The organism is Streptomyces sp. CC224B (assembly GCF_030010595.1).
Lineage (GTDB): Bacteria > Actinomycetota > Actinomycetes > Streptomycetales > Streptomycetaceae > Streptomyces > Streptomyces longispororuber.
The window spans coordinates 1-19196 of record NZ_JASCXL010000131.1; the positions used below are offsets into that span (position 1 = coordinate 1).

The following is a 19196-nucleotide window of genomic DNA, read 5'->3' on the forward strand; positions in this document are numbered from 1 at the left end:
GCCGGGAGCCGTCGGCCTGTCGGCCGGGAGCCGTCGGCCTGTCGGCCGGGAGCCGTCCGCCTGGCGTTCGGACGCGGTTCAGGTACCGGCGGGGATCAAGGGCACTGTAGGTTCGGCGCATGGAGGAGCTGGACCGACAGATCGTGGAGCTGCTCGTCAAGGACGGGCGGATGAGCTACACCGACTTGGGCAAGGCCACGGGCCTGTCCACATCGGCCGTGCACCAGCGGGTGCGGCGGCTCGAGCAGCGCGGGGTGATCCGCGGGTACGCCGCGGTCGTCGACCCCGAGGCCGTCGGCCTGCCGCTCACCGCCTTCATCGCGGTGCGTCCTTTCGACCCCAGCGCCCCCGACGACATCGCCGAGCGGCTGGCCGGAGTACCGGAGATCGAGGCCTGCCACAGCGTGGCCGGCGCGGAGAACTACCTGCTGAAGGTCCGGGTCGCCACCCCGCACGAACTGGAGAACCTGCTGGCCAGGCTGCGTTCGCTGGCCGGGGTCTCCACCCACACGACGGTGGTCCTGTCCACGCCGTACGAGGCCCGCCCGCCCCGCATCTGAGGCCGCCGCCCCGGGCCGGCGCGCGCGCCTCGCCGCGTACTCGGGCGGCCCGGTGCGGCCCGGACCCCGGCGGCGGGCCGCCACGGGCCGGGCGCGACACTGGTGTCCATGTTGTCCACGAGTGAGCGCGCCACCCCCGACAGCGGACACCGCACCGTCCTGCTGCGCGGCGGAGAAGTCCACAGCCCCGCCGACCCCTTCGCGACCGCGATGGTCGTCGAGCGCGGCCACGTCGCCTGGGTCGGCTCCGAAGGCGCGGCCGACGCCTTCGCGGACGGGGTCGACGAGGTCGTCCAGCTCGACGGCGCGCTGGTCACCCCCGCGTTCACCGACGCCCACGTGCACACCACCGGCACCGGGCTCACGCTCACCGGCCTGGACCTGTCCGGGGCCGGGGACCTGGCCGAGGCCCTCGCCCTCGTCCGCGCGTACGCCGCCGGACGGCCGGGCGACCGCGTCCTGCTCGGGCACGGCTGGGACGCCGCCCGCTGGCCCGGCGGCCGGCCGCCCACGCGCGCGGAACTCGACGAGGCCGCGGGCGGCCGCCCCCTGTACCTCTCGCGGATCGACGTGCACTCCGCCGTCGTCACCACCGCGCTCCTCGACCTGGTGCCCGGCGTCGCCGACGAGCCCGGCTTCCACCCCGACGCGCCCCTGACCGCCGCCGCCCACCACCGGGTACGCGAGGCCGCCCACGCCGCCGTCACGCCCGAGCGGCGCGCCGAGGCCCAGCGCGCCGCGCTGCGGCACGCCGCGTCGCTCGGCATCGGCTCCGTCCACGAGTGCGCGGGCCCGACCATCTCCGGCGAGGCCGACTTCACCGCCCTGCTGCGCCTGGCGGCCGAGGAGCCCGGGCCGCGCGTCGTCGGCTACTGGGGCGAACTCGGCGCCGAGGGCGTCGCCCGCGCGCGGGAGCTGGGCGCGGCGGGCGCCGCGGGCGACCTGTTCGTGGACGGCGCCCTCGGCTCCCACACGGCCTGCCTGCACGAGCCGTACGCCGACGCCGAGGGCACCGGCAACGCCTACCTGAGCGCCGCGGACGTGGCCGACCACGTCGTCGCCTGCGCCGAGGCGGGCCTCCAGGCCGGCTTCCACGCCATCGGGGACGCCGCCGTGACCTCCGTCGTGGACGGTGTGCGCGCCGCCGCCGACAAGCTCGGCGTCGCCCGCGTCCGCGCCGCCCGGCACCGCGTCGAACACGCCGAGATGCTCACCCCGGAGACCATCGCCGCCTTCGCCGAGTTCGGCCTCACCGCCTCGGTGCAGCCCGCCTTCGACGCGCTGTGGGGCGGCGACGGCATGTACGCCCGCCGCCTCGGCGCCGAGCGGGCCCGCACCCTCAACCCGTACGCGGCCCTGCTGCGCGCCGGTGTCCCGCTCGCCTTCGGCTCCGACAGCCCCGTGACCCCCTTCGACCCCTGGGGGACCGTCCGCGCCGCCGCCTTCCACCACACCCCGGAGCACCGGGTGTCCGTGCGCGCCGCGTTCACCGCCCACACGCGCGGCGGCTGGCGGGCCACCGGCCGTGACGACGCGGGTGTCCTGGTGCCCGGCGCGCCCGCCGACTACGCCGTGTGGCGCACCGGCGAGCTCGTCGTGCAGGCCCCCGACGACCGCGTCGCCCGCTGGTCGACCGACCCGCGCTCCGGCACCCCCGGCCTGCCCGACCTCACCCCCGGCGCCGACCTGCCCGTCTGCCTGCGCACGGTGGTGGCCGGGCAGACCGTCTTCGTACGGCCGGGCGAGTGACGCCGGTGCGGACGCGCGGCTCCGAACGGGGCCACGCGGCGCGTCGCGCGCCCGGCGCCGCTCCCCACTGACCTGCTGATCTACGGCAAGCGCCCAGGTCAGGGGGGTATTGACAGACGGCGGCCGTCGGCGGGTAGGTTCGGCCGGGTCCACCACAGGACGTCCGACCGGTGAGCCTGCACGCAGTCGTCGAACGCCGCTGGGTCACGGGTGGCGCGCCGCACCGGCGCACCACCACAGGGAGCCAGGTCCAGCGCCCGCGACGCCCGGGCGCGGGAACGCGATCGCCGGGGCCCGGGCGTCCCTCCCGCTCCTCGGGAGCTCGGGGGAGGTGCGACCCGGGTGGGGCCCGGACGCTCAGTAGACAACGGTTCTCGGTCGGCCCGCAGCCAGCGGGCCCCGGGCCGGCCCGAAGGGCACCGGGCCCCGACCCGCAGGACCACCCGCCGCGCCGGCCGCCCCGGTGCCGTGGGGCCGCGAGAGCCCCAGGCGGGGGCCACTATGGTGGTCCCCTGCGTACGAACGAAGGGGCAGTAGTGAGCAACGGCGGCGGGATCGGCGAAGCGGCGGAAGCGGGGCGGCAGTTCGGCCCCCTCGGCAAGGCCTTGGTGATCATCCCGACCTACAACGAGGCGGAGAACGTCCAGGCGATCGTGGGCCGGGTGCGCGCCGCCGTGCCGGAGGCGCACGTACTCGTCGCCGACGACAACAGCCCCGACGGCACCGGCAAGATCGCCGACGAGCTGGCGGCCGCGGACGACCAGGTCCACGTGCTGCACCGCAAGGGCAAGGAAGGCCTCGGCGCCGCCTACCTCGCGGGCTTCTCCTGGGGCCTGGAGCACGGCTACGGCGTCCTCGTCGAGATGGACGCCGACGGCTCGCACCAGCCCGAGGAACTGCCGCGGCTGCTCACCGCCCTCAAGGGCGCCGACCTCGTGCTCGGCTCGCGCTGGGTGCCGGGCGGCCGGGTCGTCAACTGGCCCAAGTCCCGCGAGTTCCTCTCCCGCGGCGGCAGCACGTACTCCCGGCTGCTGCTCGACGTGCCGATCCGCGACGTCACCGGCGGCTACCGCGCCTTCCGCCGCGAGACCCTCGAAGGGCTCGGCCTCGGTGACGTGGCCTCCCAGGGCTACTGCTTCCAGGTCGACCTGGCCCGGCGGGCCGTCAAGGCCGGGTACCACGTCGTCGAGGTGCCCATCACCTTCGTGGAGCGCGAGCACGGCGACAGCAAGATGAGCCGCGACATCGTCGCGGAGGCGCTGTGGCGGGTCACCGCCTGGGGCGTGGGGGAGCGGGTCGGCAAGGCCATCGGCCGCAAACAATCCTGACCGCGTCCGCCCGCCCCTCCGGGCCGGGCTTTCCGTGTCCGCTCTCCCCGGGCTGCGCTGTCCGCGTCCGTCCTTCGGTCGGGCTTTCCGCGTCCGCCGTCCTCGGGCTGCGCTGTCGGCGTCCGCTCTCCGGGCCGGGCTTTCCGCGTCCGCTCTCCCCTTGGGCTGCGCTGTCCGCGCCCGCCCTCCGAGCCGGGCCTTCCGCGCTCGCCGCCCGTGCTGCGCTCTCCGCGCTCCCCCTCCGCGTCCGCGTGGTGCGGTCCCGCCGACGGGACCGGCCGCGTCCTCCGGCACCCGTACCGATCACCCGCTTATCCCGGTCTGAGCCCGGGACAGGCACACTGGGACCATGACGACTGGCGCACCGCCTCCCTTCACGACCCCCGCCCGGCCCCGACGCTCCCGCGTGCTCCGGTTCCTGCCCCTCGCCGTGATCGGGTGGCTGGTCCTGGAGGTCTGGCTGCTGACCGTGGTGGCGGGCGCGTCGAGCGGCCTGGTCGTGTTCCTGCTGCTCGTGGGCGGGCTGGTGCTCGGCTCCTTCGTCATCAAGCGCGCCGGACGCCGTGCGTTCAAGAACCTGAGCGAGGCCGTGCGCCAGCAGCAGAGCGGTGTGACGCCCCAGCGGGAGCAGGGCGGCGGCAGCGCCCTCACGATGCTCGGCGGACTGCTGCTGATCCTGCCGGGGCTGGTCTCGGACGCCCTCGGCCTGCTGCTGCTCGTGCCGCCGCTGCAGAAGGCCCTCAGCCGCAGCGCCGAGCGCGCCTTCGAGCGCAGGCTCCGCGACGCCGCGGCGGCCGCGCCGGGCAACCTGGGCGACGCCTTCCAGCAGGCCCGTATGCGCCACCCGGACGGCAAGGTCGTCCAGGGCGAGGTCATCCACGAGGACCAGCCGCCGACGCACCACCCGGCCCACGGCCCGGACGACCCGCAGCTTCCCCGCTGAGGCAGGCCCCTGGCCCACAGCGCGTCCGGCAGGCCACCGGCCTGCTGCGCGTCCACAGGCCCCGGCGAACGACGCGCGCGCTGGCGTTCTAGCAAGCCCCGACCCACTAAGCGCCTGGCAGGCCTCTGGGCTGCCGGGCCTCTCACCCGCCTCCGCCCGGGCTGCCGCGCAGGGCGCGCAGGGCGGAAGCGGCCGGGCAGCGCGACGAGGGCCGGGGCCGCTGCGTGCTGCAGCGGCCCCGGCCCTCGTCGTACTTCTGAAAAACCGCGTGCCTAAGCGGACTTGCGGCTGTCACGCGGGTGCACCGCGATGTTCATCGCGCCGGACCTGAGGACCGCCAGGCGCTCCTCGAGGACCTCCTCGAGCTCTTCTCGAGTGCGGCGCTCCATGAGCATGTCCCAGTGCGTACGCGCGGGCTTGCCCTTCTTCTCCTCCGGTCCGTCGCCGTCGACGAGAAGTGCCTGGGCCCCGCAGACCTTGCACTCCCACTCCGGCGGGATTTCCGCCTCCACCGAGAACGGCATCTCGAATCGATGTCCGTTCTGGCATGCGTACTCCACGGCCTGGCGCGGGGCCAGGTCGATGCCGCGGTCGGTCTCGTAGCTGGTCACCACGAGGCGCGTGCCGCGAAGAGCTCGCTCACTCATGAATAGTGCCTCCCGGGCTTGTCGCCCACAGGACAGGTCTGTCGCTGTCGTCGTCTTCCGGACAACGTCCGGTCGGCGGTAAAGATTCCCGTAGCGGGTCATGCGTCGCCGTCGTATGCCGCCCCTTGTTGTACCCACCGGCGCCCGGTTTGTCACATCTGGCAGCAGATGTCACCCAGCGTCTCTCGAAGCTCAGCGCGCAGTAACGGTACGCCTGGCAGGCCAAACGCGTACACTACCGTCCTTCGTCCCCGGTTGCTAAATCCGCCCCCGGAACGGGAGGGTCCGCGTCGCCCGCCGCGGTCGGCCGCGCCGGGCCCTCAGACCCAGGTACCGCGCTCCTTCAGTACGTCGCGCAGCGTCCGGGTGCGGTCCGTCATGATGCCGTCGACCCCCAGGTCGAGCAGCGCGTGCATGCGGTCCGCGTCGTTGACGGTCCACACGTGTACCTGGAGCCCCCGCGCGTGGGCGGCGCGGACGAAGCGGTGGTCGACCACCCGCACCCCCGACTGCGCCTCGGGCACCTGCGCGCACACCGCCGAGACGCGCGGCACCGTCGGCACCCCCAGGGAGCGCAGCCGCAGCGCCAGCACGCCGCGCGTCCCGTACGAGGTCGCGAGGCGCGGTCCGGCGAGCCGCCGGGCCCGCGCCACCCGCGCCTCGGAGAACGAGCCGACGCAGATCCGGTCCCAGGCCCCGGTGCGCTCGATCAGCCGGAGCAGCGGCAGCAGGGCGGGCTCGGCCTTCACATCCACGTTCCAGCGCGCCTCGGGGAACTCCTCCAGGAGCTCCTCGAAGAGCGGCACCGGCTCCCGCCCCGCCACGCGCGCGTGGCGCACCCGCGCCCACGGCAGGTCCGCGATCCGGCCGCCGGTGTCGGTCACGCGGTCGAGCGTGGCGTCGTGGAACGCCACGAGCCGCCCGTCCGCCGTGGCGTGCACGTCCGTTTCCAGATAGCGGTAGCCCTCCCCGACGGCGCGCCGGAACGCCGCCGCGGTGTTCTCCAGGCCGTCGGCGGCCCCGCCGCGGTGGGCGAAGGCGATCGGCCCCGGATGGTCGAGGTACGGGTGGCGTACGCGCGTGGTCACCGACGCAGTATCGCCCGCCCCGATGGACCGCCGGCGGCCACCACGCCCCCCGCGGTCGGCGCCGGGACGGCGAACAGGCGCAGGAAGAACTGGGCGAGCGGCCCGATCACGAGGGCGTACAGGACGGTGGCCACGCCCAGGGTGCCGCCCAGCGCGAAGCCCGTGACGACCACCGCCACCTCCACCAGCGTGCGCATCAGCCGGATCGAGCGGCCGGTGCGCTCGTGCAGGCCCGTCATCAGGCCGTCGCGGGGCCCGGGGCCGAACCTGGCGGCGATGTACAGGCCGGTCGCCACGCCGTTGAGGACGATGCCCGCCGCCATCAGCGGGATCCGCACCCCCAGGCCGTGCGCGTCCGGCATCAGCGCGAGTGTGCCGTCGATCGCCAGCCCCACGACGAAGACGTTCGACACCGTGCCGAGGCCCGGGCGCTGCCGCAGCGGGATCCACAGCAGCAGCACCGCGGCGCCCACGTAGATCGTGACCATGCCGAGCGAGATGCCGGTCAGCTCGGCGAGCCCTTGGTGCAGCACGTTCCAGGGCTCCAGGCCGAGGCCCGAGCGCACCAGCAGCGCCGAGCTCGCGCCGTACAGGACCAGGCCCGCGTAGAGCTGGACGAGGCGGCGGACGAGGTGTCCGCCGGCCGGGCGCCGGAGGGTGAACCGGCCCGGACGGGCCGGGGCCGGGACGGACAGGTCTGGGTTTTCCGTGGACAAGGGGTCCCCCGTTGGTGGTGGTGGCCTGACGCATGACACTCTGTGGCTTGGCGCACGGCGCCAACCACGGCCAATTCGATGAAGGTGGACTGGGATCATGGCTCAGTGGACATCGGCGGTGGGCTCGGCCCAGCTCGCCCGGCTGCTCACCTCCCAGCAGGCGCGCCCCGCGGGCGGGGGCACCCGCCGCCCGCCCGCCTACCGCGCCCTCGCCGACGGCATCCGGCTCCTCGTCCTGGAGGGACGCGTTCCTGTGGCCGCGCGCCTGCCCGCCGAGCGGGAACTCGCCGTCGCGCTGTCCGTGAGCCGCACCACGGTCGCCGCCGCGTACGAGGCGCTGCGGGGCGAGGGGTTCCTGGAGTCCCGCAGGGGAGCGGGGAGCTGGACCGCGGTCCCGGCCGGGAACCCGCTGCCCGCGCGCGGGCTCGAACCCCTGCCCCCGGAAGCCGTCGGCTCCATGATCGACCTCGGCTGCGCGGCCTTGCCCGCCCCCGAGCCCTGGCTCACCCGCGCCGTCCAGGGCGCCCTGGAGGAGCTGCCGCCGTACGCGCACACCCACGGGGACTACCCGGCCGGGCTGCCCGCTCTGCGCGCCGCGCTCGCCGAGCGCTACACCGCGCGGGGCGTGCCGACCATGCCCGAGCAGATCATGGTCACCACCGGCGCCATGGGCGCGATCGACGCGATCTGCCACCTCTTCGCGGGCCGCGGCGAGCGCATCGCCGTCGAGTCGCCCAGCTACGCCAACATCCTCCAGCTCATGCGCGAGGCGGGCGCGCGCCTGGTGCCCGTCGCCATGGCCGAGGGGCTGCGCGGCTGGGACCTGGACCGGTGGCGGCAGGTGCTGCGCGACGCCGCGCCGCGCCTGGCGTACGTCGTCGCCGACTTCCACAACCCGACCGGCGCGCTCGCCGACGAGGACCAGCGCCGGGGCCTCGTCGACGCGGCCCGCTCCGCGGGCACCGTCCTCGTCGTCGACGAGACGATGAGCGAACTGCGCCTGGACGACCTCACCATGCCGCGCCCCGCCTGCGCCTTCGACCCGGCGGGCGCCACCGTGATCACCGTGGGGTCGGCGAGCAAGGCCTTCTGGGCGGGCATGCGCATCGGCTGGGTGCGGGCCGCGCCCGACGTGATCCGCAGCCTGGTCGCCGCCCGCGCCTACGCCGACCTGGGCACCCCCGTCCTTGAACAGCTCGCCGTGAACTGGCTGCTCACCACCGCGGGCTGGCAGGAGGCCGTGGACCTGCGCCGGGCGCAGGCCCGTGACAACCGCGACGCGCTCGTGGCCGCCGTGCGCCGGGAGCTGCCCGGCTGGGAGTTCGACGTGCCGCGCGGCGGCCTGACCCTGTGGGTGCGCACCGGCGGCCTGTCCGGTTCGCGCCTCGCCGAGGTCGGCGAACGCGTCGGCGTCCGGGTGCCCTCCGGCCCCCGCTTCGGCGTGGACGGCGCCTTCGAGGGCTACGTCCGGCTGCCCTTCACGGTCGGCGGTGCCGTCGCGGACGAGGCGGCGGTACGGCTCGCGGCGGCGGCGCGGCTCGTGGAGACCGGGGCGGGCGGGGCGGTGCAGGGGTCGTACCCGTTCGTGGCGTGAGGCGCCGGGGGCCGCTCCGCCTGGGACGAGGAGCAGGGCGTTCCGCCGTCCGGGGGGCGTTCCCCCTGCGTCAGCCCTCCGCGCCGGCGGGGGCCGCCGTGAGCGCCGCGTCGGTGCCGGCGGCCGCGTCCGGCTCCGGTGCCGGGGCCAGGTCGTCGTCCGCGGGCGCCGTGCGTTCGGGGAGCAGGTCCATGACCGCCTGCCGGTGCGCCTCGCTCGTCGCGTCGTCGTACGGGTCCGGCGTCGCCGGGACCTGGAGCCGGTGCACCCGGCCCGCGCCGAGGCGGGCGTAGCCGCGGCCCGCCGGAACCTCCGTCGTGGGCGTCGTGGGCGGTGCCGCCCCGAGGACGGCCTGCAACTGGTCGCCGGCGGCGGGGCCGAGCACCACGCGCGCGCGGGTGTGCTGGCGCACCCCGTCGCTGAGGGCGTCCATGCTGTCGAGCTGTTCGGCGACGACGACGGTGACGCCCGCCGCCCGGCCGTGCCGCAGCGGCACCTGGAGCAGGGACTGCGGGTCCCGGTGGCCGTCGGCCGCGGCCAGGTGGCCGAGCGTGCCGGGGCGGTCGAGGAGGATCCACAGCGGGCGCCTGACGTCGTCGGGCGGCGGGTGGCCCGCCTGCCGCGCGCGGTTGGCGGCGATCAGGCGCCGCTCCGTCTCGTGCGCCGCCCACTCCAGGGTCGCGAGCGCCCCGGACAGCCCGCACTCCACGGTCAGCACGCCCCTGCGCCCGATCAGGCACGCGTAGTCGCCGGTGCCGCTGCCGTCGACGACGACGATGTCGCCGTACCGCAGGGCCTGGAGGGCGAGGGAGCGCAGCAGCGTGGTGGTCCCGCTGCCGGGCTGGCCCACGGCGAGCAGGTGCGGCTCGGTCGAGCGGGGGCCGGTGCGCCACACCACGGGCGGCGCGTCGCGCTGTTCGCCGCCGTCGGTCACGGGCAGGGTGCGCTGGACGGCGCTCGGGTCGGTGAACCCCAGGACGGCCTCGCCGGGCGCGGTGACGAACCGCTGGGCGGCGATCCCGGTGGACAGCGGCGGCAGCACGTCCAGGATGAGCGAGTTGGCCTCCTCGTCCCACTCGAAGCGGTACTCGCGCCCGCGGCCGGACTTGGCGTGCAGCAACTGCTCGATCCGCGCGCGGGACTCCGGCTCGACGTCCGTGAAGTGCGCGGGATAGCGCACCACCAGGTGGGACACGCGACCGGTGTCGTCGAACTCGTAGGCGGGGAAGACGGGCTCCCACTCGCCGCCGTGCGCGAACAGCGGGCTCGGGTCGTCCGGAACGGAGAAGTACGGCACCAGCGCCTCGTAGAGGGACTGCAGGCGCTGGGTCTGCGCCTCCTCCACGTCGGCGGCGGGCTCGGCCGCGGGGGGCCGGCGGCCGGCCCAGGCGGCGGCCGCCATCAGGGAGACGGCGGCGAGCAGGGGCCCGTACGGCATGAGCGCCACGACCAGGATCACGGAGGCCGCGAGGAACAGCAGCGGTCCCCGCCGGTCCTTGGGGGTGGTGGACCACTTGCGGCGGCCGGCCCCGGCGAGGCGGCCGAGACCCCGGGTGATGGTGATCAGCGGATGGAGGACGTCCGTGGCCCCGTCGGCAGCGGACCGGGCCAGCTCGCGGCCGCGCGTGAGGTGCTCCCGGCCGCGGGCGATCTGGGCGGTGCCGGTGCTCAGGATGCGGGGGAGGGGGCGCCGGGCCACGTCGGTCTCCTCGCTGCGGTGGTGAGGAACTCGGCCGTCAGAACTTGATCCCGCCGAGCAGGCTGGCGAGGCTCGCGCTGCCCGCCTTGATGCCGGGCGCGATGGCGGTGCCCGCGAGGAAGAAGCCGAAGAGCGCGCAGACCAGCGCGTGGGAGGCCTTGAGTCCGTCCTTGCGGAAGAAGAGGAAGACGATGATGCCGAGCAGCACGACTCCGGAGATGGACAGGACCATGAGAGTTCTCCTGAAGGAAGGGGACAGTCACCATCAGTACTTCCAGGCTCACAGCATGTATCCATACGAGAAGGGGCGCAAATGGGGGAAATGGATGATATTTCCCCCGGATGGCGGCGGGTCGCCGGGAGGGACCGGGGAGGAAGCGGACGGCGCGTGCCGTCCGCGGGGAGCTTTGCCGCGGACGCGGTCGGTCATGTTCCGTGACGGGCAGTACCCTGTCGGTTCACTCGTCCGGCCGCGCGGCCGGACGCCGGTCACCCCGGGCCTCCGGCGACCCGCCGGACCCGGCCCACCCGTAGTGAAAGGCGGTCCCTCCATGAGCGAAGTCCCCGACCCGGAGGTCGTGGAGCTGGCGGGCAAGATCTTCGATCTCGCGCGCGCCGGTGACGCCGACGCGCTCGCCGCCTACGTCGACGCGGGCGTGCCCGCGAACCTCACCAACGACAGCGGTGACTCGCTCGTCATGCTCGCCGCCTACCACGGGCACGCGCCCGCGGTCCGCGTCCTCGTCGAGCGCGGCGCGGACGTCGACCGCGCCAACGACCGGGGCCAGACGCCGCTCGCCGGCGCCGTCTTCAAGGGCGCCGACGACGTGATCAAGGCGCTGCTCGACGGGGGAGCCGATCCGGCCGCGGGCACGCCCTCGGCCATCGACACGGCACGCATGTTCGGCAAGGCGGAGCTGCTCACCTTGTTCGGGGCCGCCTGAGCGGGGGTACTCGACCTGGTGCGACGGGGGCGCCGGAAATGTGGTCGCGGCGGGTGTAACCGCTGGGTCATCATGACGACGTGATTCACGGACGCGACGTCGGGGCAGGTCCTGCCGCGCGTGGCCCGTGATCGGCCCGTCCCGGGCCTGGTGCCCGGGGTCCTCGGGCCACCGACGAGAGGCAGAGGAAAATGGTCTTCGACAAGCAAGAGACGGCGGGCGGCCCGACGTGTTGGCGCACGGCCAGGTAATGCGGATTCCCGGTTGCGTCGACGCTTGATGTGAGGCTGTTTCCCATGTTCGAACCGGTCATAGCGCCCAGCGGTACGCTGCTCGGCCTGCTGCAGAGGGGCCGCGGCGACGGCACGCTGCACGCGCTCACCGCACCCCGGGCCGAGGCGCTCTCCGCCCTCGACCACTGCGTGCTCAACGACCCGCGGCACGACTGGCAGGTGGAGAACCGCTCCCTGTACTACGCCCGCCTCTACCTGGACCTGAACGGCGAGCTCGACGCGGTCGAGCGCCACCTCTTCGACCCCGAGGACGCCCTGGTCACGGACGACTCACGGACCGGCCTCGCGCTCTCCGTCCTGGGCCACCTGGCCTCGTACGACCGCCTGGACGCCCTCCGGATGCTCCGCCGCTACGCGCGGACCGGCACGAACTGGGCCTGGGCCCTGGACGAGCTCGCCCTGCGCGACGACGACGCGGCCCTGCGTGCCCTCGCCGGCCCCGTGCTCGCCCGGTTCCCCGCCGACGCCGAGGGCGAGGCCGCCCTCACCGCCGCCGTCCGGGACGCCTTCGAGCCCCGGCCCTGGCGGCTGTGGGCCGAGGATCCCCGCCCGGAGATCGGCGCCCGGGTGCGCGCCGCCCAGGAGCGCGGCTCCTTCGACCGCTGGCAGCGCCAGATGGAGCCCTCCGGCCCACGCCCCGGCTGGAGCGTCAGGGCCGTGCTCGACTGGGCCCAGGAGGGCCTTGAGCGCGGGGCCGCGCTGCACGTCCCGGCCGCCCGCTGCCTGTCCGCCGTCGCCGGGCCCGAGGACCGCGCCGAGATCCTCGCCGCCGCGCGGCACGGCACGGACGGGGCGCGCGGCACCGCCCTGCGCTACCTCGCCGACGTCCGCGACCCCGATGTACTCGACCTCCTGGAGGAGGCGGCGCAGAGCCCGTCGGCCGTCGTCGTGGACATCGCCGCCGAGACCTTCGAACGGATGCGCTCCGCCGCCGCCGTGCAGCGGGCCCGCCAGTGGGCCGGACGCCCGGACGCCCTTGGCGCGGCCGCCGGACGGGTCCTCGCCTGCCGGGGCGGCGCCGAGGACAGTCCCCTGGTGCTCGCCGCGCTCCGCGAGGCCGTGCGCGGCCACGGGCCGGACGCGCCGACGCTGTGGCCGCTCGTCGACGGGGCGGGGCGCCTCGGCATCGGCTGCGCGGCGCCCGTCCTGCGCCACGTCTACCGCGAGACCGCCTCCTCCCACCTCAGGGGCCGCGCCGCCCGGGCGCTGGCCGCGACCGACCCCTCCTTCGCCGCGGGCTTCGCCGTGGAGTGCCTGTGGGACTGCGAGGAGTCCACGCGCGAGGTCGCCGCGCGGCACGCCGAGACCGGTGACGCCCGCGTCGCCGCCCAGCTCCGGCGGCTCGCCACCGATCCCGCCGAGGAGGACGACGTGCAGTCGGCGGTACGCAGCCGCATCGGGCCGGACGCGCCCGCTGTGTGAGGCCACCGGTCGGCGCGGGGCGCGGCCCGGACGGGCCGGGGCCGTTCTCAGCGAGGACTTGGGGCCCGTCCGGGCGGGTGAGACCCCTGAGCGGCGCGGTCGGCCCGGACAGGGTGGGCCTGTGGGTCCAGGCGTGGGGGAGTGGGCGGGACGGCTCCGTCCTGGCCCGGCCACCGCTCCGCGCGCAGCGGAACGCTCATGGGACGTTCCTCGCCCGGAAAGATCCACGTTGACGTGGGCACGCCCGGTCTGACGACAACACCGGTATGCGTGTCGTCATCGTCACCGAATCCTTCCCGCCCGACGTCAACGGCGTGTCGCACTGCGCCCTGCAGACCGCCCGGCAGCTCGTCGCCCGCGGTCACGACCCCCTCGTCATCGCCCCCGCCACTGCCCCCACCGCCGTCTCCGCCCCCACCACCGTCTCCGCCACCACCGCCGACGCCGGTCACGACGACGTCGCGCCGTGCCCCGTACTGCGCGTCCCGTCCCTGCCACTGCCCGGGTATCCGCAGGTCAGGGTGGCGCTGCCCACACGGCGTCTCGCCGCCGCGCTGACCGCGCACCGGGCCGACCTCGTCCACCTCGCCAGCCCGTTCGTGCTCGGCGCCCGGGGCATGGCCGCCGCCGCGCGCCGCCGCATCCCCACCGTCGCCGTCTACCAGACCGACATCGGCGGCTACGCGCGTACGTACATGGGCCTGGGCGAGACGGCGGCGTGGCGGCGCATCCGGGCCGTGCACGCGGCCGCCGACCGCACCCTCGCGCCGTCCACCGCCGCTGTCGCCGACCTGGAGGCGCACGGCGTGCCCAGGGTGCGCCTGTGGCCGCGCGGTGTCGACACGGACCGCTTCCGTCCGGGGCTGCGCGACCCCCAGCTCCGGCGCGCGCTCGCCCCCGGCGGGGAACTCCTCGTCGGCTACGTGGGACGGCTGGCGCCGGAGAAGCACGTCGAGCTGCTGTCGCGGGTGTGCGCCCTCGACGGCGTACGGGTGGTCGTGGTGGGCGACGGGCCGAGCGCGCCCGCGCTGCGGACCGCGCTGCCGGGCGCGCGGCTGCTCGGGTGCCGCACCGGGGACGAGCTCGCCCGGCTCTTCGCGTCCCTGGACGTGTTCGTGCACACCGGCCCCCTGGAGACGTTCTGCCAGACCGTGCAGGAGGCCATGGCCAGCGGGGTGCCGGTGGTCGCGCCCGCCTTGGGCGGACCGCTCGACCTGGTCGTCCCCGGGCGCACCGGCAGCCTGGTGCCCCCGGGCGACGCCGACGCCCTCCGGGACGCCGTCTGGGCGCTGGCCGCCGACCCCGGGCTGCGGGCGGCGTACGGTGCCGCCGGGCGCGCCGCGGTCGCGGGGCGGACCTGGGACGCCGTGGGGGAGCAACTCCTCGGGCACTACGACGAGGTGCTCGCGCACCGGACGGCGGTGGCGGCGTGACGTCGGCCTCCCCGGTTTCCCCGGGCTTCCCGGTTTCCCCGGGCGGCCCGGTCCCCCAGGGCCTGCCGGTCTTCCCGGCCTCCCAGGACTTCCTGGCCTCGCAAGCCTCGCAGGCCTCGCAGGCCTCCCAGGACATCCAGGTCTCCCCGGCCTCCCAGGTCTCCCCGGCCTCCCCAGCCCCTCAGGTCTCTCCGGCCTCCCAGGGCTTCTCGGTCTCTTCGGTGCCCGCGGCCCCGAACTCGCCGGTGCCCTCGGTCTCTCCGGGACGGCTGCCCGCGCGGCCCCGCGGCTCGCGACCCGTGCGGCACACCGGGCCCTTGCGCATCGTGCGTCTCGCCAACTTCGTGACGCCCTCCTCGGGCGGGCTGCGCACCGCCCTGCGGGAGCTGGGCCGGGGCTATCTGGCCGCCGGGCACGAGCCCGTCCTGGTCGTGCCCGGGGAGCGGGCGTCGGCCGCCGAGACCGAGCAGGGCCTCGTCGTGACGCTGCCCGGGCCCGTGCTGCTGGGGACGGGCGGCTACCGCATGCTCGCCGACCGGCACGGCCTGACCCGCCTCCTGGAGCGCCTGGCCCCCGACCGCCTGGAGGTGTCGGACCGTACGACGCTCCGCTGGACCGGGCAGTGGGCACGCCGCGCCCGGGTCCCCGCCGTGATGGTCTCCCACGAGGCCGCCGACGCCGTGCTGCGCACCTGGGGGCTGCCACCGCGCCTGGCCCGGCGTGCCGCCGACACCCTCAACACCCGTACCGCGTACGCCTACGCGCGCGTGGTGTGCACCACCCGCTGGGCGGAGCGCGAGTTCGTCCGCATAGGGGCGGCCAACGTCGTCCGGGCGCCCCTGGGCGTGGACCTGCGGGACCGCCACCCCGGACTGCGGGACGCCCGCCTGTGGGACCACTACGCGCGCGGGGGCGACGCGCTGCTGCTGATGTGCTCCCGGCTGTCCGTGGAGAAACGTCCCGGCATGGCGCTCGACGCGCTGGAGACACTGCGCGGCCGGGGCGTCCGGGCGGTCCTCGTCGTCGCCGGGGACGGGCCGCTGCGCGCCCGGCTCGAACGGCGGGCCCGCGAGCGGCGGTTGCCGGTGTCGTTCCTCGGCCACGTCGCCGACCGCGCCGTGCTGGGGGCGCTCCAGGCCACCGCCGACGTGTGCCTGGCGCCTGGGCCCTGCGAGACGTTCGGCCTGGCGGCGCTGGAGGCGCTCGCGTGCGGGACCCCCGTGGTGGCCAGCGCCTCCTCCGCGTTGCCGGAGATCGTCGGCGGGGCGGGCGCGGTGGCCGCCGACACGGCCGGCGCGTTCGCGGACGCGGTCCGGGCGGTGCTCGCCCGGCCCGAACGGGACCGTCGGCAGCGGGCACGCGCGCGTGCGGAGCGTTTCGGGTGGGACGCTGCGGTGGCCGCGTTCCTCGCGGCACACGACGCGGAGCCCGACGTCACGTCCATGGCCCCCGGACGCCGTGCCCTGCCGCTCCCCGGGCTCGACAGTGCCCTTCCGGCCGACGACGGCCCTCCCGACGGCCCCGGCGGTGGCACATGAGCGCGCTCACCTACGCGGCCCTCGGGGACTCGCTCACCGCGGGCGTGGGCGATCCGGTCGGCGGTGCCTGGCGCGGCTGGGCGGCGCTGCTGGCGGAGGGCATCGGCGGCCCGGAACGGCCCGTGGCCTTCCGTAACCTGGCCGCGACCGGCGCCCGCACCTGCGACGTCCTGCACCGCCAGCTCCCCGCTGCGCTGACCTCGCGGCCCGGCCTGGTGTCCGTGGTCGTCGGCGTCAACGACACCCTGCGCAGCACCTTCGACGTGCACGCCGTGGCCGGGCGCCTCGACACGGTGTACGGGACCCTGACCGGGCACGGGGCGGTCCTGCTCACGGCCTGCCTGCCCGACCCCGGGGCGATGCTCGGGCTGCCCGGGGCCCTCGGCCGCCCCCTGGCCCGGCGGCAGCGGGCGGTGAACGCGGTCGTCCACGCGCTGTCGGAGCGCTACGGCGCCCTGCACCTGCACGCCGCCGACCAGGAGTGGGTCGCCGACCGCACCCTGTGGAGCGCCGACCGGCTGCACCCCGGCGAACGGGGCCACCGGGTGTTCGCCGCCCGCTGCCACGCCCTGCTCGCCGCCGAAGGCCTGGCACGGGGCGTCCCGCCCGGGACCGAGCCCGAGCTGCCGCCGCCCACCCGCACGGCGAGCCTGCGGTGGCTCGCCACGGCGGGCACGGGCTGGGTGGCCCGGCGCTGCACCGACCTGCTGCCCCACCTGCTCGCGCTGGCCGCCACCGAGGTGCGCCACGGGCTGCGCGGCACGAGCGGCGGCCTGGACGTGCGGACGGCGCACTCCGTCACGGCGGCGCTCGCCGGACTCACGCACCCCTAACCGCCCGCGCGGCGCCAAGACCCCCGGCCCGAGGCCACGAACCGCACCGGGGTGCCCGGCACCGCCTGCGCGGCTCCCGCCAAATCCTCCTGGCGCACCACGCCCACCACCGGGTAGCCGCCCGTGGTGGGGTGATCGGCGAGGAACACCACGGGCCCGCCGTCCGGCGGCACCTGGACCGCGCCGAGGACCATGCCCTCGCTGGGCAGCTCACCGCGGACCGCGCGCTCCAGCGCGGGCCCCTCCGTACGCAGGCCGATGCGGTTGCTCGCCGAGGACACGCGGTACGCGCGCGTGGTGAGCGTGCGCAGGGCCCCGGGTGTGAACCAGTCCGCGCGCGGCCCGGCCGTCATCCGCAGCACCAGCTCGCGCGGCGGCGCCGGCTGCGGGACGGTGTCCACGCGCGCGGGCGGGCCCGTCACGCAGCCCAGGGGCAGGACGGCGCCGTGCGCGAGGGGCGGCGGACCGAGGCCGGAGAGCAGGTCCGTGGAGCGGCTCCCGAGCACCGGCTCGACGGCCACGCCGCCACTGAGGGCGACGTAGGCGCGTACTCCGGAGAGGGCGGTTCCCACGTCCAGGAGCGCTCCGGCGGGCACCCGCACCGGCGCGCCCCAGGGGGCGGGCCTGCCGTCCACGGACACCGGGCAGGGCGCGCCGCCCACCGCGACGGTGACCGCGCACCGGGGACGCAGGGCACAGCCGTTGAGGGTGGCCTCCAGGACGGCCGCTTCCGGCGGGTTGCCGACCAGCCGGTTCACGAGGGCGGCGGCGGGCCGGTCGAGGGCCCCGGAGCGCGGCACCCCGAGGTGGGCGTGGCCGGGGCGCCCCTCGTCCTGCACGGTGGTCAGTGCCCCGGCCCGTACGACCACGACGGCCCGATCCGTCATCGGGCCTCCGGGACGAAGCGGACCCGTACGCCCGGGGACAGGAGCGCGGCCGGCTCGCGCGTGTGGTCCCACAGCACCGCGTCCGTGGTGCCGATGAGCTGCCAGCCGCCGGGCGACGGGCGGGGGTAGACGCCCGTGTACGGTCCGGCGAGGGCGACGGACCCCGCGGGCACCGTCGTGCGGGGCGTGGCCCGGCGCGGCACGTCGGGCAGCCCCTGGAGGCCCGTCAGATAGCCGAAGCCGGGCGCGAACCCGCAGAAGGCGACGCGGAACTCGGCCGCCGCGTGGATCCGCGGCACCTCCCGCACCGGCACCCCCCACGCGTCCGCCACGTCCGCCAGGTCCGGGCCGTCGTAGCGCACGGGGAGTTCGAGGACGTCCTCGGTGCGCGGGGGCAGCGCAGGGACGTCCCAGGAGGGCAGGCGGGCCGCGAGCCGCCCGGGGTCGTCGAGGCCGTCCAGGAGCACCGTGCGGGCCGCGGGCACGATCTCGCGCACCACGAGGTCGCCGGTGGCGCGGCGGCGCAGCAGCTCGGCGTGCAGGGCCTCGGCCGCGGCCCCGTCGGCGAGCTCGACGAGCAGCGCCCGCTCGCCCATGGGCAGCACGCGCACGTGCGGGCGCGTGGCGGAACCGGTCACGCGAAGGCCTCCACCCGGACACCGGCCGCCTCCAGGGCCGCGCGGACCCGCCGCGCCAGCACCACCGCCCCCGGTGTGTCGCCGTGCAGGCACAGCGAGCGCGCGCGGACCTCGATGCGCCGTCCGCTCAGGGCGGTGACGGCGCCGGACCCGGCGAGCCCGACGGACCGTTCGACCACGGCGTCCGCGTCGGTGACGACCGCGCCGTCGTCGCCGCGCGGCACGAGAGTGCCCTCGTCGGTGTACGCGCGGTCCGCGAAGGCCTCGGGGACGACCGGGAGCCCGGCCCGCTCCGCCGTCTCCAGGAGGCGGGAGCCGGGCAGGCCGAGCACCGGGAGCCGGTCACCGGCCAGCAGCACGCCCTCGACGACGGCGTCCGCCTGCCCGGCGTCGTGGACCACCCGGTTGTAGAGCGCGCCGTGCGGCTTCACGTACGACACCCGGGTGCCGGCCGCGCGGGCGAACACCTCCAGGGCGCCGATCTGGTAGGCCACCTCCGCGGCGAGCTCCGCGGGCGGCACGTCCATCGCGCGGCGGCCGAAGCCCGCCAGGTCGCGGTAGGAGACCTGCGCGCCGATCCGCACGCCGCGCTCGGCCGCCCGCTCGCACACGCGCCGCATCGTGACCGCGTCGCCCGCGTGGAAGCCGCACGCCACGTTGGCGCTGGTGACGACGGACAGCAGTTCGTCGTCGTCGGTGAGCCGCCAGCGTCCGAAGCCCTCGCCGAGGTCGGCGTTGAGGTCGATCGAGGCCCAGGTCATGAACGTGGCCGCTCCTGTTCGTCCGTGTGCGCCGGCCGGGCCGGCCGCTCGTGTGCATCGTTCATGTGCGTCGTTCGTGTTCATCGTTCATGGTCGTCGGTGCGTGGTCCCCGCGCGCGGGGA

At 76.2% G+C, this 19196-nt stretch carries 18 protein-coding genes; 10 read left to right on the top strand and 8 right to left on the bottom strand.

Going from position 1 to position 19196, the window contains the following annotated elements; translation table 11 throughout:
* The first annotated feature begins 119 nt into the window (after nucleotides 1-119).
* The 4 genes from QK440_RS35030 (at nucleotide 120) to fxsA (ending at nucleotide 4580) form a co-directional block, all read left to right on the top strand.
* Complete coding sequence (locus tag QK440_RS35030) at nucleotides 120-560, top strand: Lrp/AsnC family transcriptional regulator (protein WP_190140521.1); 441 nt, start codon at nucleotides 120-122, stop codon at nucleotides 558-560.
* A gap of 108 nt (nucleotides 561-668) precedes the next feature.
* Nucleotides 669-2309, top strand: a complete 1641-nt coding sequence (locus QK440_RS35035; RefSeq protein ID WP_282797295.1) for an amidohydrolase — start codon at nucleotides 669-671, stop codon at nucleotides 2307-2309.
* Between the two features lie 536 nt (nucleotides 2310-2845).
* Nucleotides 2846-3637 (top strand): polyprenol monophosphomannose synthase, encoded by a 792-nt coding sequence (locus QK440_RS35040; protein ID WP_282797296.1) that lies wholly within the window; start codon nucleotides 2846-2848, stop codon nucleotides 3635-3637.
* 349 nt (nucleotides 3638-3986) lie between these two features.
* Nucleotides 3987-4580 (top strand): FxsA family membrane protein, encoded by a 594-nt coding sequence (fxsA, locus tag QK440_RS35045; RefSeq protein ID WP_282797297.1) that lies wholly within the window; start codon nucleotides 3987-3989, stop codon nucleotides 4578-4580.
* Nucleotides 4581-4852: 272 nt separating this feature from the next.
* Here the strand turns inward: fxsA and QK440_RS35050 are convergent, their stop codons facing one another.
* The 3 genes from QK440_RS35050 to QK440_RS35060 form a co-directional block, all read right to left on the bottom strand.
* A complete protein-coding gene (locus tag QK440_RS35050; RefSeq protein ID WP_030360404.1) occupies nucleotides 4853-5227 on the bottom strand; it encodes an RNA polymerase-binding protein RbpA in 375 nt (124 codons plus the stop codon).
* A 320-nt stretch (nucleotides 5228-5547) separates the two neighbouring features.
* Nucleotides 5548-6315, bottom strand: a complete 768-nt coding sequence (locus QK440_RS35055; RefSeq protein WP_282797298.1) for a glycerophosphodiester phosphodiesterase family protein — start codon at nucleotides 6313-6315, stop codon at nucleotides 5548-5550.
* Entirely contained in the window at nucleotides 6312-6914 is a 603-nt protein-coding gene (locus QK440_RS35060) for a hypothetical protein (protein ID WP_282797313.1), read from the bottom strand. Before QK440_RS35060 ends, QK440_RS35055 begins: the two co-directional genes overlap by 4 nt.
* Nucleotides 6915-7128: 214 nt before the next feature.
* Here QK440_RS35060 and QK440_RS35065 point away from each other — a divergent pair, with 214 nt between their 5' ends.
* The gene (locus QK440_RS35065) at nucleotides 7129-8625 is read left to right on the top strand and encodes a PLP-dependent aminotransferase family protein (RefSeq protein ID WP_282797299.1); all 1497 of its coding nucleotides are present in this window, start codon (nucleotides 7129-7131) and stop codon (nucleotides 8623-8625) included.
* A gap of 70 nt (nucleotides 8626-8695) precedes the next feature.
* Here QK440_RS35065 and QK440_RS35070 read toward each other — a convergent pair whose 3' ends face one another.
* Both QK440_RS35070 and QK440_RS35075 read right to left on the bottom strand, forming a co-directional pair.
* A complete protein-coding gene (locus QK440_RS35070; RefSeq protein ID WP_282797300.1) occupies nucleotides 8696-10324 on the bottom strand; it encodes an ABC transporter ATP-binding protein in 1629 nt (542 codons plus the stop codon).
* Between the two features lie 37 nt (nucleotides 10325-10361).
* Nucleotides 10362-10556: a hypothetical protein gene (locus QK440_RS35075; protein WP_282797301.1), complete on the bottom strand. Its 195-nt coding sequence runs from the start codon at nucleotides 10554-10556 to the stop codon at nucleotides 10362-10364.
* Between the two features lie 319 nt (nucleotides 10557-10875).
* On the opposite strand from QK440_RS35075, the gene QK440_RS35080 reads away from it, so the two are divergent.
* From QK440_RS35080 to QK440_RS35100, 5 genes are all read left to right on the top strand, one after another.
* Entirely contained in the window at nucleotides 10876-11268 is a 393-nt protein-coding gene (locus tag QK440_RS35080) for an ankyrin repeat domain-containing protein (RefSeq protein WP_282797302.1), read from the top strand.
* Nucleotides 11269-11564: 296 nt separating this feature from the next.
* Complete coding sequence (locus QK440_RS35085) at nucleotides 11565-12983, top strand: HEAT repeat domain-containing protein (protein ID WP_282797303.1); 1419 nt, start codon at nucleotides 11565-11567, stop codon at nucleotides 12981-12983.
* Between the two features lie 266 nt (nucleotides 12984-13249).
* On the top strand, nucleotides 13250-14416 hold the full coding sequence (locus tag QK440_RS35090) for a glycosyltransferase family 1 protein (protein ID WP_282797304.1): 1167 nt from the start codon (nucleotides 13250-13252) through the stop codon (nucleotides 14414-14416).
* Between the two features lie 317 nt (nucleotides 14417-14733).
* Nucleotides 14734-15954 carry a glycosyltransferase gene (locus QK440_RS35095; RefSeq protein WP_349239344.1) on the top strand — a complete coding sequence of 407 codons (1221 nt, stop codon included), beginning with the start codon at nucleotides 14734-14736 and terminating at the stop codon, nucleotides 15952-15954.
* Nucleotides 15951-16787: an SGNH/GDSL hydrolase family protein gene (locus tag QK440_RS35100; protein WP_282797305.1), complete on the top strand. Its 837-nt coding sequence runs from the start codon at nucleotides 15951-15953 to the stop codon at nucleotides 16785-16787. Before QK440_RS35095 ends, QK440_RS35100 begins: the two co-directional genes overlap by 4 nt.
* On the opposite strand, the gene QK440_RS35105 is transcribed toward QK440_RS35100, so the two are convergent.
* From QK440_RS35105 to QK440_RS35115, 3 genes are read right to left on the bottom strand one after another with little or no spacing between them, the layout of a single operon-like run.
* Nucleotides 16784-17674, bottom strand: coding sequence for a biotin-dependent carboxyltransferase family protein (locus tag QK440_RS35105; protein ID WP_282797306.1), 891 nt, complete (start codon nucleotides 17672-17674; stop codon nucleotides 16784-16786). The two genes, QK440_RS35100 and QK440_RS35105, sit on opposite strands and share 4 nt — an antisense overlap.
* Nucleotides 17671-18285 (bottom strand): allophanate hydrolase subunit 1, encoded by a 615-nt coding sequence (locus tag QK440_RS35110; RefSeq protein ID WP_282797315.1) that lies wholly within the window; start codon nucleotides 18283-18285, stop codon nucleotides 17671-17673. The genes QK440_RS35105 and QK440_RS35110 overlap by 4 nt, the downstream gene beginning before the upstream one ends.
* A gap of 23 nt (nucleotides 18286-18308) precedes the next feature.
* Entirely contained in the window at nucleotides 18309-19073 is a 765-nt protein-coding gene (locus QK440_RS35115) for a 5-oxoprolinase subunit PxpA (RefSeq protein WP_282797307.1), read from the bottom strand.
* Nucleotides 19074-19196: the final 123 nt, after the last annotated feature.

Bases quoted from the DNA above. Each gene is read 5' to 3' on its own strand.
- QK440_RS35080 (WP_282797302.1), top strand. From the start codon at position 10,876: ATGAGCGAAGTCCCCGACCCGGAGGTCGTGGAGCTGGCGGGCAAGATC.
- fxsA (WP_282797297.1), top strand. From the start codon at position 3,987: ATGACGACTGGCGCACCGCCTCCCTTCACGACCCCCGCCCGGCCCCGA.
- QK440_RS35065 (WP_282797299.1), top strand. From the start codon at position 7,129: ATGGCTCAGTGGACATCGGCGGTGGGCTCGGCCCAGCTCGCCCGGCTG.
- QK440_RS35100 (WP_282797305.1), top strand. From the start codon at position 15,951: ATGAGCGCGCTCACCTACGCGGCCCTCGGGGACTCGCTCACCGCGGGC.
- QK440_RS35035 (WP_282797295.1), top strand. From the start codon at position 669: ATGTTGTCCACGAGTGAGCGCGCCACCCCCGACAGCGGACACCGCACC.
- QK440_RS35090 (WP_282797304.1), top strand. From the start codon at position 13,250: ATGCGTGTCGTCATCGTCACCGAATCCTTCCCGCCCGACGTCAACGGC.
- QK440_RS35105 (WP_282797306.1), bottom strand. From the start codon at position 17,674: ATGACGGATCGGGCCGTCGTGGTCGTACGGGCCGGGGCACTGACCACC.
- QK440_RS35085 (WP_282797303.1), top strand. From the start codon at position 11,565: ATGTTCGAACCGGTCATAGCGCCCAGCGGTACGCTGCTCGGCCTGCTG.
- QK440_RS35115 (WP_282797307.1), bottom strand. From the start codon at position 19,073: ATGACCTGGGCCTCGATCGACCTCAACGCCGACCTCGGCGAGGGCTTC.
- QK440_RS35030 (WP_190140521.1), top strand. From the start codon at position 120: ATGGAGGAGCTGGACCGACAGATCGTGGAGCTGCTCGTCAAGGACGGG.
- QK440_RS35075 (WP_282797301.1), bottom strand. From the start codon at position 10,556: ATGGTCCTGTCCATCTCCGGAGTCGTGCTGCTCGGCATCATCGTCTTC.
- QK440_RS35050 (WP_030360404.1), bottom strand. From the start codon at position 5,227: ATGAGTGAGCGAGCTCTTCGCGGCACGCGCCTCGTGGTGACCAGCTAC.